We start from the raw sequence: 15,361 nt of genomic DNA on the forward strand, positions 1-15,361 counted from the left end.
TAATCTGCCGACAACTTGACACCACAACCAAAACTTTAAGAGCTTGCTCGCGTCCACTGTGTGATTCTGGAACAACACACCCACCCCACCACCAACAACACCACCCGCAAAACGGGGGTGTGGTTGGTGATGGTGACCACCAAAAGGGTCAATACAGTTCCATAGTGTTACGGCGGTCATAGCGAAGTGGGAAACGCCCGGTCCCATACCGAACCCGGAAGCTAAGCCCTTCAGCGCCGATGGTACTGCACACGGGAGTGTGTGGGAGAGTAGGACACCGCCGAACTACCTTTGATGAATGCGGGGGTGCGAGATAACCGAATGGTTGTCTTGCACCTCCGCATTCTTTTTGTGCACCTTGTGCTCGATGTCCACGTGCTGTTGCCGCGCCGGCGTCCGGGCGGCTGACGCCGGCGTCGCACTAGGGTGCTGACCAGCGATCTACCAGGAGTGAGGTGTCGGCGATGCCCGATCAGGACGAGAACGCCGGACAGGAATCTGAGTCGACGGAGCGCTCCGCACGGTGGGGAGCGGCCCGTGGCCGTCAGGCCGACCCGGCTGACGGGGCCAGCAGCCGCGGCGACGAGTCGACTGCGCGCGGGCAGCGTCCCGAACAGCGTCGTACCGGTGGTGCGCAGCGCTCGGACCGGAGCCGGTCCGGGGGAGGCCGCTCGGGCGCGGCCCCGGACCGGTCGCGTGAGGCCAGAGGGGGATCGGGTGCTCGCGATTCACGCCAGGGTGGGCGTCCCACGGGGGCTGGCGGTGCCCGGGATGGGCGTGCATCCGGGCACGCCCCGCGGGCCGGTCGTGGCGAGGAGCGCCCTGAACGTCGGGACCGTGGCCCGCGCAGCTGGGAGCTCAACGCACCCGGGCGGGCGTCGGACCGTCCTCGGGTCCGCGAACCGGAGCTTCCCGACGAGATCACCGGCAAGGAACTGGATCGTCAGGTCTGGACCCAACTGCGCACGTTGAGCAAGGAGAACGCGCAGGGCGTTGCGCGTCACCTGGTGGCGGCTGCGCACTTCCTCGACGAGGACCCGGACCTGGCGCTCGAGCACGCCGAGCATGCCGCCAAGCGCGCCGGGCGGGTGCCTGCGGTGCGGGAGGCTCTCGGGCTGGTGCGCTACCGACGGCGCGAGTTCTCCGATGCGCTGCGTGAGTTCCGCACGGCGCGCCGGCTGTCCGGTTCGAACCACCTGATCGCGTACATGGTCGACTGCGAGCGTGGTCTGGGCCGCGCCGATCGCGCCCTGGAACTCGCGTCCTCCGCGGATGCGAAGAACCTCGCGGAGGCCGACAACATCGAGTTGGCGATCGTGGTGTCCGGGGTCCGCCGTGACCTGGGGCAGGCGGATGCGGCGGTGATGGGCCTGCGGATCCCCGCCCTGCAGCGGGCGACGAATCAGCCGTGGGCCGCGCGGCTGTTCTACGCGTACGCCGATGCGCTGCTCGCAACCGGTGACGAGGACGGTGCCCGGACCTGGTTCACCAAGGCCATGGAAGCCGATACCGACGACGAGACGGACGCCGCGGAACGGCTCGGGGTCGGCTCCGACATCGAGATGACCGATCTGCTCGATGGGTCCGACGGCGAGGACGAGGCCGGCAGCTCCGAAGACTCCGGCGGTCGCGACGAGGAGCCCGGGAAGCCGCACTCGTAGCTCCTGCGCGGTGTAGGCCCGCGTGAGGCACACTCTCGCGGGTCTATGTGCGGGCTCTGTGCACATCCCCTGGCGGCCCGGCCGGTTGTGCACAGGCCTACGACGTTGCCTGGCCCGCGGCGTGACCTCCGTCCACTCTGTGATGACACCAGAAGGACGAGGAGCAGGACATGGCACAGGCAGCGAACGAGGGACCGGTCCGAGGGCCCGGCCTCAACGATGTACAGCTCGTCGGCCGGATCAGCGCACCGGCGGAGCGTCGGGTGATGCCGAGCGACGACGAGTTGGTCAGCTTCCGGTTGGTCGTCGATCGAGAACCGGCGCGGAGGCCCGCCTCGGACCGCAAGCGGCCGACGGTCGACGTCATCGACGTCGCCTGCTGGACTTCGAGGACCCGCAGAGCGGCGCTGGGGTTGCAGGCCGGGGACGTCGTACGGGTGCAGGGGGCTCTTCGCCGGCGCTTCTGGAAAGCCGGTGGTGGTGCGGTCAGCCGCCACGAGGTGGAGGCCGCCTCGGTGGGCAAGGTGCGTGGTGTCCCCGGGCGGCGGTGACAATGAGGTATGCCGAGTGCTCTGCGTGACCTCTACCCCGGCCTTGTCTGCGACCTCGACGGGGTGGTCTACCGAGGTGCCGATGCGGTGCCGTACGCCGTCGAGGAGCTCTCCGCGGTGGCGTCGGCGTCTCCTGGCGGCGTGGTGTACGCCACCAACAACGCCTCCCGCCCACCTGAACAGGTCGCCGAGCAGCTTCGGTCGCTGGGCCTGTCGGTGAACGGCGAGCACGTGGTCAACAGTTCGGTGGCGGGGGCGCAGGTGCTGGCGGGGCGTCTCGCCGCCGGGGCCTCCGTCTTGGCAGTGGGAGGAATGGGCGTCGCCGACGCCCTGCGCGGTGCGGGGCTGAGCCCGGTGAGCCCGCCGGAGGCCGCGGCGTCCTCCCGGTCCGTGGATGCCGTACTGCAGGGGTACGGCCCCGACGTCCGGGCGAGCGATCTCGCGGAGGTCGCGTACGCCGTCCAGTCCGGTGCCGTCTGGGTGGTCACCAACGCCGACCGGACCCTGCCGACCGACCGGGGGATCGCGCCGGGCAACGGGTCGCTGGTCGGCGCCGTGCGCGTCGCAGTCGATGTCGACCCCGAGGTGGTCGGCAAGCCGGGTCCGTTGATGTACGAGCTCGCCGCGGAGCGGCTCGGCACCGACCCGGCACACACGCTCGGCATCGGCGACCGGTTGGAGACCGACATCGCTGGTGCGCATGCGGCCGGAATGGATGCCTTGCTGGTGTTCACCGGCGTGCACGGGGTCGCCGACGTGGTTGCTGCCGATCCGCATCTGCGCCCTCGCTACGTGGCCGGTGACCTGCGAGCGCTGGGTGAGCCGTACGACGAACCGGCGGCCGACGGCCCGGGCTGGCGGGTGGGCGATCTGCTCGGGGTGCTGGAGTCGTCCGCGCAACCGGCCGTGCGGTTCCGGGGTCGGGAGAGTGGTGCTGAACTCGGGCAGGACGGGTTGCGCATCGCGCTGCGTGTCCTGTGGTCGGCCGTGGACGACGGTCGGATCTCCACCCAGGCGGCAGTGTCGGCGACCTCGCGCTGGCAGTAGCGTGGTCGCCCATACGGGCGCGTGCCGCACGTGCCGGACCTACCTCGAAGGAACCCCGACATGGCACTAGACGGTCTGCGCTCTGCGCTGGCAATGATCACCGGGGTCAGCGAAGCCACCCGGGCCCGCGCGACGGAGGCCGCGGAGGGCCTGTTGGGATTGCCCGGGATCGGTCCGACGACCGCCAGGGCCGCCCAGGTCACCGGGCAGGTCAGCACCCTCGCCGACGAACTGGTGGCAGCCGCCGCGGCCAACCGCGCGATGATCTCCGACACCGTCCGTGCCGAGGTCGACCTGCAGCTGCAGCGAGTCGGCCTGACCACGTCCGGCGGGCTCACGTCCGCGCGGGACGAGATCGACCGGTTGAAGGCCCAGGTCGCCGACCTCCGGAGGGCGCTGGCCAACCGTGCTCCCGCGACACCGGCGGACGAGGTGGCGGTGCCGCGCACCAGCCGGCCGTCACGGGCGACGGTCGCTCATCGCGCGGGCACGACATCTGCCACGACGACCCGTCCGTCGACGGCTGCGACGAAATCGGCGGCGCGTTCGGCGAGCAAGAAGGCGACGCCGTCCGCGGTGAAGAAGTCTGCGGCGACGACCACGTCGACGGCCAGTAAGAAGACGGCGCCGTCCGCGGTGAAGAAGTCTGCGGCGACGACCACGTCGACGGCCAGTAAGAAGGCGACGGCGACCAGTAAGAAGTCAGCGCCGTCTGCGGCGAAGAAGACGACGAAGTCGGCGAATTCGAGAACGGCGTCGGCGCAGACGACGTCGGCCGCGCGTTCGGCGAGCAAGAAGGCGACGCCGTCTGTTGCAAAGAAGGCCACCGCTGCGAAGCGCACCACCGCCAAGAAGGCCACTGACGCCAGCAGCGTACCGAGTGCCGCCGTGTCCGCGGTTGCCTCGACCCCGGCATCGAAGACCCCGGCATCGAAGACCCCGGCATCGAAGACATCGGCGACGAAGGCCACGACGAAGAGGTCCTCCACCAAGAAGGCCACGACGAAGGCCACGACGAAGGCCACGACGAAGAAGTCGGCAACCAAGAAGAGTTCGCCGGCAGCCAAGACGTCGACGACGACGGGCACCACGACGGCACCGAGCCCGACGGCCGGTCGGCCGACGACCGCGAACACGCCCGCGACGCCCGGTAGCGAGATCCACACGCCGACCGACGCGGTCGTGGAGCAGGGCAATACCCGCCATCTCGACGCGGACACGACCGCGACCGCTCCTGGGTACGGCACCGGCGCGGAGGCTGCGATGAGCCATTCGACCGACGCGGTGGTCGAACAGGGCAACACCCGCCACCTCGACGGCGGTTCGGCTGCGGACGTCTCGGCGGGAGTGACCGGATCAGCGGCAGTTGCTGACGTCCAGGGGGTCGTCGCACGTGCCGCGTCCACCGAGCCGGGCGACGCCGCGGAGTCCGATGCCGCGCCGGCAGGCGCCACCGCCGGGTCGGGTGACGGCGCATGAGTGTCGGCCCGCCGAGCCCCGCCTCGATGGGTCGTCGCCCGGACGCCGTGCCCACTGGTCGTCCGACCTCGGGCTCCGAGAAAGATCGCTCCGAGGACGCGTCGGATCAGCTCGAGGCGGTCCGGGCGGCGCTCGGCCTGCGGATCGGTCCCGACACCGACCTCGCTGCGGCCACCGAATCGCTCACGGCCGCCCACGATGCGCTGCAACGCCGGTTGAGTGATCTGTCCAGCTGACGGCGGGTCTGCGATGCGCCTGGATCAGGCCCTCGTCGCCCGCGGCCTGGCGCGCTCCCGGGCGGTCGCTGCCGAGTTGGTGCAGGGCGGCCGGGTGCGGGTCGACGGTGCGGTCGCGCACAAGGCCTCGATCCGAGTGGGCGCGGACACCGGTGTGGAGGTCGAGGGCGCACCAGAGCGCTGGGTGGGGCGCGCGGCGTACAAGCTGGTGGCCGCGCTGGAGGCCTTCCCGATCGACCCCTCGGGTGCCGGCTGTATCGACGTCGGTGCGTCGACCGGGGGATTCACCCAGGTCCTGCTCACGGCGGGAGCCCGTCACGTCGTCGCTCTCGACGTCGGCCATGACCAGCTCGCTCCCGTCGTGGCGGAAGATCCGCGCGTGACCGAGATGTCCGGGCAGAACGTGCGCGACCTGGATCCTGAGCGAGTCGGCGGTCCTGCCGACATCGTCGTCGCGGATCTCAGCTTCATCTCGCTGCGGCTGGTGCTGGACACGCTGGCGCGTTTCACCGCACCGGGCGGCGACCTGGTGACCCTCGTGAAACCCCAGTTCGAGGTGGGCCGCGAACGCCTCGGGCGCACAGGGGTGGTCATCTCGGCGCAGCAGCACGCCGAGGTCGTGCGCACGGTGATCGAGCACGCGCGCGCTGCGACACTGCACGTGCACGGTCTGCTGCGCAGCCCGGTCGTGGGAGGGACGGGCAACACGGAGTACCTGATGTGGGCACGGCACGCGGCGGCAGGCAAGATGACCGACGTGTCCATCGACGAATTCGTGAGCGCCGTCGCAGGTGAGCAGCGGTGAGTCGCCGCATCGTCCTGATCGGTCATCCGCGCCGGGCCGAGGCGCTGGACATCGCCTGCAAACTGGTCCGCGACCTGGCGGCCGCCGACGTCGAGGTGACCGGACCGGCCGATGAACTCGAGGCGTTCGGGGTGCTCCACGAACCCAACGTGTCGGTGGCCGACTGCCGTGAGTCGATGGATGGGGCGGAACTCGCCGTCGTGCTCGGTGGGGACGGCACGATCCTGCGCGCCGCCGAACTCGTGCGGGACATCGGGGTGCCGCTCCTCGGGATCAACCTCGGTCACGTCGGATTCCTCGCCGAGGCGGACCGCGACGACATCCATCGGACGGTGCGCAAGATCGTCGAGCGGTCGTGGAGCGTCGAGGAGCGGATGACCCTCGAGGTCGAGGTGAGCGTCGAGGGCCGCGTCGTGTGGACGAGCTGGGCCCTCAACGAGGCATCGGTCGAGAAGCGGTCTCGCGAGCGGATGCTCGAGCTGGTGCTGGAGATCGACGACCGCCCGCTGTCGACCTGGGGCGCCGACGGCATCGTGATGGCCACACCGACCGGCTCCACGGCGTACGCGTTCTCCGCCGGCGGACCCGTTGTCTGGCCGGGTGTCGACGCGCTGCTGCTGGTGCCCATCTCCGCGCACGCGCTCTTCGCGCGGCCGCTGGTCCTGGACCACAACTCCCGCGTCGGGATCGAGATGCTGGACCGCACGGGAGCCCAAGCCGTCGTCTGGTGCGACGGGCGCCGTTCGTTCGACATCCCGTCGTCGGCCCGCATCGACGTACGCCGCAGCGGGCGTCCGGTGCGCCTCGCGCGGCTGTCCACGGCGCCGTTCACCGACCGGCTCGTTGCGAAGTTCGACCTGTCCGTGTCCGGGTGGCGCGGCATGGGCCCCGCGCCGGGCCCCTCCGAGGCCTGATGCTCCAGGAGATCCATCTGCGTGGCCTCGGGGTCATCGACGATGCGTTGTTGGAGCTGTCCGACGGCCTCAACGTCGTCACCGGAGAGACCGGTGCCGGCAAGACGATGGTGGTGCAGGGTCTCGGCCTCCTCCTCGGCGGTCGTGCCGACCCCGGGTTGGTGCGCGCCGGCAGCGGCCAGGCCGTGGTCGAGGGCGTGGTCCAGGTGTCCGACGGCGATCCCGCACTGCTCCGAGCGCTGGAGGCGGGTGCCGACGCCGAGGATGCCGTCCGCGACGGTCTGGTCCTGGTGCGCAGCGTGTCCGCGGCCGGCAGGTCCCGTGCCCACATCGGTGGGCGCAGTGCCCCGATCGGGGTGCTGGGCGAGATCGGCGAGCATCTGGTCGCCGTGCACGGCCAGGCCGACCAGTGGCGTTTGCAGCGACCCGATCAGCACCGCGTGGTGCTCGACGAATTCGGGGGCGTGACGCTCGCGGACACCCGGGCGGCGTACGTGACGCTCTTCGACGAATGGACCGTGACGCAGGCCGAGCTCACGGCCTTGCGCGAGGAGTCCCGCGAGCGTGTCCAACGCCTGGAACTGCTGACCGCGGGCTTGGAGGAGATCGCGGCCGTCGACCCCCAGCCGGGTGAGGACGACGAGCTCGCCGCGCAGAGCGAGCGGATGCTGCACGTCGACGCACTGCGGGAGGCCGCCGCGATCGCCCATGCCGCGCTGGTGGGCGACGACGACGAGCCCGAGCGGGCGCCGTACGTCGTGGACCTCGTCTCGCACGCCCGCCAGTCGCTGGCGGGAGAGGGCGATCACGACGTCGAGCTCGCCGGCCTGGCCGACCGGCTGAGGGAGATCGGCATCCTGGCCGGTGAACTCGGGACCGATCTGGGCAGCTATCTGGCGGGACTGGACATCGAGCCGGGCCGCCTCGAAGCGGTGCAGCAGAGGCGTGCGGCGCTGGGCCGGCTGACCCGCAAGTACGGCGCCGACGTGGCCGAGGTGCTCGCCTGGGCCAAGGACGCGGCCGCCTCGGTCGACGCCCTGGCGGGCAGCGACGACCGCATCGCCCACCTCGGCGCACGGCTCGAACAGCTGGCGACCCAGCTGGTGGACGCGGCCGACGCGTTGACCGCAGGGCGTCGTACGGCAGCGGTGACCCTGCAGGAGCTGGTCGCGCAGGAGCTGGCCCACCTGGCGATGGGGTCGGCGCGGATCGAGGTGATGGTCACCCCCACGCCTGGGGAGTACACCGCTCACGGCATCGACCGGGTCGAGATCATGCTGGCGGCGAACAAGGGTGCCGCGCTGCGCAACCTCGCCAAGGCGGCGTCCGGGGGTGAACTCTCCCGGGTGATGCTCGCACTGGAGGTGGTCACCGGCTCCGGAGCGGTGCCGACGTTCGTCTTCGACGAGGTCGACGCGGGCGTCGGGGGAGCCGCGGCGCTGGACGTCGGCGCCCGGTTGCAGCGCCTCGCCGAGCACGCGCAGGTCATCGTGGTCACCCACCTGGCTCAGGTCGCGGCGTACGCCGACCGGCACCTGGTCGTCCGCAAGGAGAGCGACGGACAAGTCACCCAGAGCGACGTGGCCGTGGTCGAGGGTGACGACCGGCTGGCCGAACTCGCGCGGATGCTGGGCGGCGTGAGCGAGAGCCAGGTCGCCCAGGAGCACGCCCGCGAGCTGCTCGAGGCGGCCCAGGGCCCGGCCCTGCGCGGAGCAGGCGTGTCGGCTACGTCCGGAGGCCGGCGACGGCCCGTGGATGACGTAGGCTGAGAGCCCGTGGTGGACATTACGAAACACATATTCGTCACCGGCGGCGTTGCCTCCTCGCTCGGCAAGGGCCTGACCGCCTCCAGCCTCGGACATCTGCTCCGGGCGCGCGGACTGCGGGTCACCATGCAGAAGCTGGATCCGTACCTCAACGTCGATCCCGGCACGATGAACCCGTTCCAGCACGGCGAGGTCTTCGTCACCGAGGACGGCGCCGAGACGGACCTGGACGTCGGGCACTACGAGCGCTTCCTGGATGTGAATCTCGCCGGTGACGCCAACGTCACCACCGGCAAGGTCTACAGCCGGGTGCTCGCCCGGGAGCGCCGCGGGGAGTACCTCGGCGACACCGTGCAGGTCATCCCGCACGTGACCAACGAGATCAAGACGCAGATGCGCGCGCAGGCCGCGGACGACGTCGACCTGATCATCACCGAGATCGGCGGGACCGTCGGCGACATCGAGTCGCTGCCCTTCCTGGAGGCCGCCCGTCAAGTGCGCCAGGACGTCGGGCGCGACAACGTCTTCTTCCTGCACGTCTCGCTCGTGCCCTATCTCGCGCCCAGCGGCGAGTTGAAGACCAAGCCGACCCAGCACTCCGTCGCCGCGCTGCGGCAGGTCGGCATCCAGCCCGACGGGCTCGTGCTGCGCGCCGACCGGGAGATCCCGGAGAGCATCAAGGCCAAGATCTCGCTGATGTGCGACGTGGACACCGAGGCCTGCGCGGCCGCGATCGACGCGCCGAGCATCTACGACATCCCCAAGGTGCTGCACACCCAGGGGCTCGACGCCTACGTCGTACGCCGCCTCGGGCTGTCCTTCCGCGACGTGGACTGGCACGACTGGGACGAGCTGCTGCAGCGGGTGCACCGCCCTCAGCACGAGGTCGAGATCGCCCTGGTCGGCAAGTACGTCGACCTGCCGGACGCCTACCTGTCGGTCACCGAGGCGCTGCGCGCCGGTGGATTCCACCACGACGCGAAGGCGCGGATCCGCTGGGTCGCGAGCGATGAGTGCAAGACCCCCGGCGGCGCGCAGAAGGCGCTCGGGGGAGTCGACGCGGTGCTGGTGCCCGGCGGCTTCGGCGTACGCGGCATCGAGGGCAAGCTCGGTGCGTTGCGGTGGGCGCGCGAGAACCGTGTGCCGACGCTCGGCATCTGCCTAGGCCTGCAGTGCATGGTCATCGAGTACGCGCGGGACGTCGCGAAGATCGAGGGCGCGTCGTCCTCGGAGTTCGACCCCGAGACGCCGGCGCCGGTGATCGCCACGATGGAGGAGCAGAAGGCCTTCGTCGAGGGCGCGGGCGACCTCGGTGGCACCATGCGCCTGGGCGCGTATCCCGCTCTGCTGGAAGAGGGCTCGGTGATCGCCGAGGCGTACGGCACGATCCGCGTCTCCGAGCGCCACCGGCACCGCTACGAGGTCAACAACGCCTACCGCGAGCAGCTCGCCGAGGCCGGGCTGGTCTTCAGCGGCACGTCGCCCGATGGCACCCTGGTGGAGTTCGTGGAGTTGCCGCGCGACGTGCACCCGTACTACGTCTCCACGCAAGCGCACCCGGAGTTCCTGTCCCGCCCGCACCGCGCGCACCCGCTCTTCGCCGGGCTGATCGGCGCCGCGATCGACGAGCAGCGCGCCAGCCGGCTGGTCGACGTACCCAGCGCCCGACCCGCCGAGACCGCCGTCGCCCCGTGACGTTCGGTGACCGGTACGACCCGCGGCCGGTCGTCTCCTCCGAGCATCCTTTCCACGGGCACGTCTGGGATGTGCGCACCGATGTGGTCGACCTCGGTCATGCCGGTGAGGTGACCCGCGACTACATCGAGCACACCGGTGCCGTCGCGGTCGTCGCGCTGCGTGGCGAGCCGGGGCTCGAGGAGGTGGCGATGATCCAGCAGTACCGCCACCCGGTGCGCACGTACGACTGGGAGATCCCCGCGGGTCTGCTCGACCAGCCCGGTGAGGACCCGCGCGACGCGGCTGCCCGGGAACTGCGCGAGGAGGCCGACCTCGACGCGCACCGGTGGGACGTCCTGATCGACCTGTTCACCTCGCCCGGTGCGCTGTCGGAGAACATCCGCGTCTTCCTCGCGCGTGACGTGTTCGACGCCACCGCAGAGGGTTTCGTGCGCGAGGGCGAAGAAGCCGGTATGACGACGACCTGGGTCCGTCTCGACGACGCGGTCGACGCCGTGCTCGACGGACGGATGCACAACGGCCCCGGGGCCGCGGCCGTCATGGCGGCCTACATCGCCCGGCAACGCGACTGGGCAGGGCTGCGTGCATCGGACGCGCCCTGGCCGTTCCACCCGGCGTACCGGCAATGACCCCACGCCGTCACCGATGAGCCGCACCCCGTCGTCCCGCAGTGCGGTCGCACCCTTCCAGGTGATGCAGCTGGTGCGCGCCGCGGCGGCCCGGCAGCGCAGTCACGGTGACGCGATCCTGCTCTGCGTCGGACAACCGTCGACACCGGCGCCGCGCGTAGTGGTGGACGCGGTGCACGATGCGATCGACACCCAGGTGCTCGGCTACACCGAGTCCGACGGGATCCCGGTGCTGCGCGCCGCCGTCGCCGAGCACTACCAGACGGCGTACGGCCTGGCGGTCACCCCGCAGGACGTCCTGGTGACCAATGGGTCGTCGGGCGGTTTCAGCACGCTGCTGCTGGCGGCGTTCGAGCCGGGTGCGCGGATCGCGATGACCCGGCCCGGCTACCCGGCGTACCGCAACACGGTGCAGGCGCTCGGATGCGTGCCGGTCGACCTGGTCTGCGGACCGGAGACCAGGTTCCAGCCGACCGTCGAGCTGCTCGAGGCGCTCCCGCAGCGCCCGGACGGAGTCATCCTCGCGAGCCCGGCGAACCCCACCGGCACGATCATCGATGCCCGCGAGCTGGAGCGGATCGCGCACTGGTGCGAAGCGAACGACGTGCTGCTGATCTCCGACGAGATCTACCACGGCATCTCCTACGGGCGCGAGTGCGCGAGCGCGTGGGAGTTCTCGGGGGCCGGCGCGGTGATGGGATCGGTCAGCAAGTACCACTCGATGACCGGCTGGCGACTGGGTTGGGCATTGCTGCCGCCGGAGTTGCGTACGTCGGTCGACCGGCTCCAGGGCAACCTCGCCATCTGTGCTCCCGCCGTGTCCCAGGTCGGGGCGGTGGCGGCGTTCTCCGCAGGCGCCCAGCACGAACTGCGGTCGCACGTCGAGCGATACGCGCGTAACCGCGATGTCCTGCTGGGCCGGCTGCCGGAACTCGGGATCACGTCGTTCGCGCCGCCGGACGGGGCGTTCTACGCGTACTGCGACATCGGTCACCTCACCACCGACTCCCTGACGTGGTGCCACGACGTCCTCGCGCGCACCGGGGTGGCGCTGGCGCCGGGCATCGACTTCGACCCGATCGACGGGCACCACTACATGCGGTTGTCCTTCTGTGGTGACACCGCCGATCTGAACGAGGCGCTGGACCGGCTGGCGGCGGTCTGCTGACCGCGCGCCCCGCTCGGTTGTCCGCAGTTTCGCGCAGACGGTGTCACGAATCTGCGGACACTCGGCACCGCTAGATTGCCGGTGTGGTCTCTCTCGCATACGTGCTGCTCGGCCTGGCCGCGGTCGTGCACGTGTGCATCTTCTGGCTCGAGTCCTTCGCCTGGACGGCGTCGCGCACCCGCGCCGCGTTCGGCACCAGCCCCGAGGAGGCGGAGGTCACGCGGGCCCTCGCGTACAACCAGGGGTTCTACAACCTGTTCCTCGCGGTGGTGGTCGCCGCGGCGATCGTGCTCCGGATCGCAGGCCACACCCAGGGATCGGTCGCACTGGCGATCGCCGGCGCCGGGTCGATGGTCGCCGCCGCCGTGGTCCTCGCCACCAGCGACCACTCCAAGCTGCGCGCCGCCGCCATCCAGGGTGCCGCGCCGGCGCTGGGCCTGATCGCGCTGGCGTTCACCGGCTAAGCGTCCCCGCCGGTCGTACGTCGGTTGTCCGCGCTTTCGTGTCGACGCCGTCACGAATCTGCGGACAACCACCGTCAGGAGTCGAGCAGCTGCCCCACCGGGGCGACCTGCTCCGAGGTCTCGGGGCAGCACCACACCATGTCGTCCTCGACCATGCGGGCATCGAGCGGGTGAGTGCGCGGATGCGCGGGGCAGGGTGGCCAGTTGCTCCGCCCGGACGAAGCACCGGCTTCCTGGATGTGCGCCTCCACCGCAGTGGTGGTGGCCCACAACCGCGAGGGCCAGTCGATGTCCTCAGGATGAATCCACAGCCCGATGCTGCTCCCGCTCGAGTCCCGTAGCCACCATCCGTTGATCTCCGGGAGGTCCTCGGTCGTCGTGGACCCGGGCAGGAGGCGCAGGCCGAGGTCGGTCCAGAGGGAAGACCCGATGTCGCGCAGGACAGCGAACTCGGGCGGCAGGTCCGCCGGCAGGTCAGGAGGTCGGTTGTCCGCACTTCCGTGTCGACGTCGTCGCGATCTTGCGGACAACCGATCGGCTTGCTGTCAGTCCGTGCCGGCGTCGAACGCCGCGCGGTCGAGCAGGTCGTCGTCGCCGTCCGCCGCGGGGTTCGCGGAGATCTGCGCAGCGCCGCCCGGCTCCATCTCGCCGATGAGCTGGGTCTGCGCGCCGAGCTGACCCTGCGCGGCGTACAGCTCGAGCTTGGCGCGGGTGTCGGCGATGTCCAGGTTGCGCATCGTCAGCTGGCCGATCCGGTCGACCGGGCCGAACGCCGCGTCCTGGGTGCGCTCCATCGACAGCTTGTCCGGGTGGTAGGAGAACGCGGGCCCGTCGGTCGCGAGGATCGAGTAGTCCTCGCCGCGACGCAGCCGGATGGTCACCTCGCCGGTGACCGCGGAGGCGACCCAGCGCAGCAGCCCCTCACGGATCATCAGCGCCTGCGGGTCGAACCAACGCCCTTCGTAGAGCAACCGACCGAGCCGGCGGCCCTCCTGGTGGTACGACGCGAGCGTGTCCTCGTTGTGGATCGCGGCGACCAGGCGCTCGTACGCGATGAAGAGCAGGGCCATCCCGGGCGCCTCGTAGATGCCGCGCGACTTGGCCTCGATGATGCGGTTCTCGATCTGGTCGGACATGCCGAGACCGTGGCGACCGCCGATGGCGTTGGCCTCCAGCATCAGGTCGACGGAGTCCTCGAATGCGTTGCCGTTGATAGCGATCGGGCGGCCACGCTCGAAGGAGATGGTGACGTCCTCGGTCGGGATCGACACCGACTCGTCCCAGAACGGCACACCCATGATGGGTTGGACGATCTCCAGGCTGGTGTCCAGGTGCTCGAGCGACTTCGCCTCGTGGGTGGCGCCGAGGATGTTCGCGTCGGTGGAGTAGGCCTTCTCCGTGCTGTCCCGATAGGGCAGATCGCGCGAGATCAGCCACTGCGACATCTCGTGCCGCCCGCCAAGCTCGTTGACGAAATCAGCGTCGAGCCATGGCTTGTAGATGCGCAGCGCGGGGTTGGCGAGCAGGCCGTAGCGGTAGAACCGCTCGATGTCGTTGCCCTTGTACGTCGAACCGTCGCCCCAGATGGACACGCCGTCGTCCTGCATGGCGCGCACGAGCAGGGTGCCCGTGACCGCGCGGCCGAGCGGCGTGGTGTTGAAGTACGTGCGGCCTCCGGAGCGGATGTGGAAGGCGCCGCACGCGATGGCGGCCAGGCCCTCCTCGACCAGCGGGCCGCGGCAGTCCACCAGGCGGGCGAGTTCGGCGCCGTACTGGCCTGCGCGCCCGGGCACCGAGGCGATGTCGGACTCGTCGTACTGGCCGAGGTCGGCCGTGTAGGTGCACGGGACGGCGCCGCCCTCGCGCATCCAGGCGACGGCGCACGACGTGTCGAGACCACCGGAGAAGGCAATGCCGACGCGCTCGCCGACGGGCAGGGAGTTCAGAACCTTGGACACGCGCACAGGCTAACGGCGCTGCGCCGACCGCCGCCGAGCGCGTCGCCTGCCGGGCGGGCGCGTCACAGGTCAACGGCCCGATTGACCCACGTGGAGACGATGCGCATGCCCAGATGCAGGTAGAGCGGGAGAGCGCCGGTGCGGCTGTCAGTGGCGAGGGTCGCGCGGTGCGCCCTGTTCCCGCAGCGTGGCGAAGGTGTCGGCGAGCAGTGCCCGGGCGAGCCCGCGCCGGCGATGGGTCGCGCGGACGGCGAGCCGCTCGACGTCGCCGGTGCCCTCCTCGAGGATCGCGTACGCGGCGCCCACCACCGTCCCGTCGGAGTCGACGACCACTCGCAGGTGCGACGGTGCGAACCCCGGCCGTTGCAGGGTGCGCGCCAGGAAGTCCTCGAGCGAGGCCCTGTCCCGGTCCGACCACTCGAGGAAGGCGTCCTCCATGACCTGCCAGACGACGTCGTAATCGGCCGTCGTCGCCTCTCGGATGCGGAATCCGGCGGGGACCCGCGCCGCATCCAGCTGGGCCGAGGGGGGCAACTCCAGATCCCACGCGGTCCAGCGCAGGCGGTAGCCGTGTCGCTCCAGGAACCGGTCGGCGGCACTGCCCTGCGGCACCTGCATCCCGACCCGCGGCGCGCCGTCCGCGCGCGCCCGCTCCTGGCACCACCGGGCGAGCGCCGTACCGATGCTCCGCCCGTGCCGTCCGGGATCCACCGCGGCGTCGCAGTTCCCGGAGCCGGAGTACGCGGCGTACCCGACGAGCCGCTGCTGCTCGAAGACCCCGATGGTTCCGGCGATCGGGTCGAAGCTGGGGCGCTGCCAGTCGGCGACGAGATCGGCGGCGGTGATCTCCGCGTAGCCCAGCGCGACGATCTCCTCCGCGCCGATGAGAGTCGCGGCCATGGGGGCGTCCGCCATGGTCAGGGGGCGGGTCGTGAGGTCGGCGGGCAGGTCGTCCACGCCGCACAGTTATGCCGCACCGGGGACG

At 70.7% G+C, this 15,361-nt stretch carries 16 protein-coding genes and 1 rRNA gene; 13 read left to right on the plus strand and 4 right to left on the minus strand.

Annotated features, from left to right (window positions below):
• Positions 1–168: 168 nt before the first annotated feature.
• The 4 genes from rrf to J4030_RS03900 all read left to right on the plus strand — a co-directional run bounded on the left by rrf (position 169) and on the right by J4030_RS03900 (position 3,259).
• Positions 169–286 (plus strand): 5S ribosomal RNA (gene rrf / locus J4030_RS03885).
• Positions 287–464: 178 nt separating this feature from the next.
• On the plus strand, positions 465–1,661 hold the full coding sequence (locus J4030_RS17820) for a hypothetical protein (RefSeq protein WP_243762839.1): 1,197 nt from the start codon (positions 465–467) through the stop codon (positions 1,659–1,661).
• Between the two features lie 170 nt (positions 1,662–1,831).
• A complete protein-coding gene (locus tag J4030_RS03895; protein WP_208047903.1) occupies positions 1,832–2,212 on the plus strand; it encodes a single-stranded DNA-binding protein in 381 nt (126 codons plus the stop codon).
• A gap of 9 nt (positions 2,213–2,221) precedes the next feature.
• Entirely contained in the window at positions 2,222–3,259 is a 1,038-nt protein-coding gene (locus tag J4030_RS03900) for an HAD-IIA family hydrolase (RefSeq protein WP_208047904.1), read from the plus strand.
• Between the two features lie 476 nt (positions 3,260–3,735).
• On the opposite strand, the gene J4030_RS03905 is transcribed toward J4030_RS03900, so the two are convergent.
• Entirely contained in the window at positions 3,736–4,479 is a 744-nt protein-coding gene (locus tag J4030_RS03905) for a hypothetical protein (RefSeq protein ID WP_208047905.1), read from the minus strand.
• 43 nt (positions 4,480–4,522) lie between these two features.
• On the opposite strand from J4030_RS03905, the gene J4030_RS03910 reads away from it, so the two are divergent.
• The 9 genes from J4030_RS03910 to J4030_RS03950 all read left to right on the plus strand — a co-directional run bounded on the left by J4030_RS03910 (position 4,523) and on the right by J4030_RS03950 (position 12,418).
• Positions 4,523–4,738: a hypothetical protein gene (locus tag J4030_RS03910; RefSeq protein WP_208047906.1), complete on the plus strand. Its 216-nt coding sequence runs from the start codon at positions 4,523–4,525 to the stop codon at positions 4,736–4,738.
• Complete coding sequence (locus tag J4030_RS03915) at positions 4,735–4,974, plus strand: hypothetical protein (RefSeq protein WP_208047907.1); 240 nt, start codon at positions 4,735–4,737, stop codon at positions 4,972–4,974. Before J4030_RS03910 ends, J4030_RS03915 begins: the two co-directional genes overlap by 4 nt.
• A 13-nt stretch (positions 4,975–4,987) precedes the next feature.
• Positions 4,988–5,779 carry a TlyA family RNA methyltransferase gene (locus J4030_RS03920; RefSeq protein ID WP_208047908.1) on the plus strand — a complete coding sequence of 264 codons (792 nt, stop codon included), beginning with the start codon at positions 4,988–4,990 and terminating at the stop codon, positions 5,777–5,779.
• Complete coding sequence (locus tag J4030_RS03925) at positions 5,776–6,693, plus strand: NAD kinase (protein ID WP_208047909.1); 918 nt, start codon at positions 5,776–5,778, stop codon at positions 6,691–6,693. The genes J4030_RS03920 and J4030_RS03925 overlap by 4 nt, the downstream gene beginning before the upstream one ends.
• Positions 6,693–8,462 carry a DNA repair protein RecN gene (gene recN / locus J4030_RS03930; protein WP_208047910.1) on the plus strand — a complete coding sequence of 590 codons (1,770 nt, stop codon included), beginning with the start codon at positions 6,693–6,695 and terminating at the stop codon, positions 8,460–8,462. The genes J4030_RS03925 and recN overlap by 1 nt, the downstream gene beginning before the upstream one ends.
• A 6-nt stretch (positions 8,463–8,468) precedes the next feature.
• Positions 8,469–10,154 (plus strand): CTP synthase, encoded by a 1,686-nt coding sequence (locus tag J4030_RS03935; protein WP_307864546.1) that lies wholly within the window; start codon positions 8,469–8,471, stop codon positions 10,152–10,154.
• Complete coding sequence (locus J4030_RS03940; protein ID WP_208047911.1) at positions 10,151–10,786, plus strand: NUDIX hydrolase; 636 nt, start codon at positions 10,151–10,153, stop codon at positions 10,784–10,786. Before J4030_RS03935 ends, J4030_RS03940 begins: the two co-directional genes overlap by 4 nt.
• 16 nt (positions 10,787–10,802) lie before the next feature.
• Positions 10,803–11,954, plus strand: a complete 1,152-nt coding sequence (locus J4030_RS03945; protein ID WP_208047912.1) for a pyridoxal phosphate-dependent aminotransferase — start codon at positions 10,803–10,805, stop codon at positions 11,952–11,954.
• An 83-nt stretch (positions 11,955–12,037) separates the two neighbouring features.
• A complete protein-coding gene (locus tag J4030_RS03950) occupies positions 12,038–12,418 on the plus strand; it encodes a DUF1304 domain-containing protein (RefSeq protein ID WP_208047913.1) in 381 nt (126 codons plus the stop codon).
• 74 nt (positions 12,419–12,492) lie between these two features.
• Here the strand turns inward: J4030_RS03950 and J4030_RS03955 are convergent, their stop codons facing one another.
• The 3 genes from J4030_RS03955 to J4030_RS03965 form a co-directional block, all read right to left on the minus strand.
• Complete coding sequence (locus J4030_RS03955) at positions 12,493–12,948, minus strand: hypothetical protein (RefSeq protein ID WP_208047914.1); 456 nt, start codon at positions 12,946–12,948, stop codon at positions 12,493–12,495.
• Positions 12,949–12,963: 15 nt separating this feature from the next.
• Positions 12,964–14,376 carry an argininosuccinate synthase gene (gene argG, locus J4030_RS03960; protein ID WP_208047915.1) on the minus strand — a complete coding sequence of 471 codons (1,413 nt, stop codon included), beginning with the start codon at positions 14,374–14,376 and terminating at the stop codon, positions 12,964–12,966.
• 147 nt (positions 14,377–14,523) lie between these two features.
• Positions 14,524–15,333 (minus strand): GNAT family N-acetyltransferase, encoded by an 810-nt coding sequence (locus J4030_RS03965; RefSeq protein WP_208047916.1) that lies wholly within the window; start codon positions 15,331–15,333, stop codon positions 14,524–14,526.
• Positions 15,334–15,361: the final 28 nt, after the last annotated feature.

Source organism: Allobranchiibius sp. CTAmp26, assembly GCF_017565405.1.
Lineage (GTDB): Bacteria > Actinomycetota > Actinomycetes > Actinomycetales > Dermatophilaceae > Allobranchiibius.

What these genes read in the sequence shown, in the direction of transcription:
- recN (WP_208047910.1), top strand. Translation starts at nt 6,693, where the DNA reads ATGCTCCAGGAGATCCATCTGCGTGGCCTCGGGGTCATCGACGATGCG.
- J4030_RS03895 (WP_208047903.1), top strand. Translation starts at nt 1,832, where the DNA reads ATGGCACAGGCAGCGAACGAGGGACCGGTCCGAGGGCCCGGCCTCAAC.
- J4030_RS03920 (WP_208047908.1), top strand. Translation starts at nt 4,988, where the DNA reads ATGCGCCTGGATCAGGCCCTCGTCGCCCGCGGCCTGGCGCGCTCCCGG.
- J4030_RS03910 (WP_208047906.1), top strand. Translation starts at nt 4,523, where the DNA reads ATGAGCCATTCGACCGACGCGGTGGTCGAACAGGGCAACACCCGCCAC.
- J4030_RS03945 (WP_208047912.1), top strand. Translation starts at nt 10,803, where the DNA reads ATGAGCCGCACCCCGTCGTCCCGCAGTGCGGTCGCACCCTTCCAGGTG.
- J4030_RS03900 (WP_208047904.1), top strand. Translation starts at nt 2,222, where the DNA reads ATGCCGAGTGCTCTGCGTGACCTCTACCCCGGCCTTGTCTGCGACCTC.
- J4030_RS17820 (WP_243762839.1), top strand. Translation starts at nt 465, where the DNA reads ATGCCCGATCAGGACGAGAACGCCGGACAGGAATCTGAGTCGACGGAG.
- J4030_RS03915 (WP_208047907.1), top strand. Translation starts at nt 4,735, where the DNA reads ATGAGTGTCGGCCCGCCGAGCCCCGCCTCGATGGGTCGTCGCCCGGAC.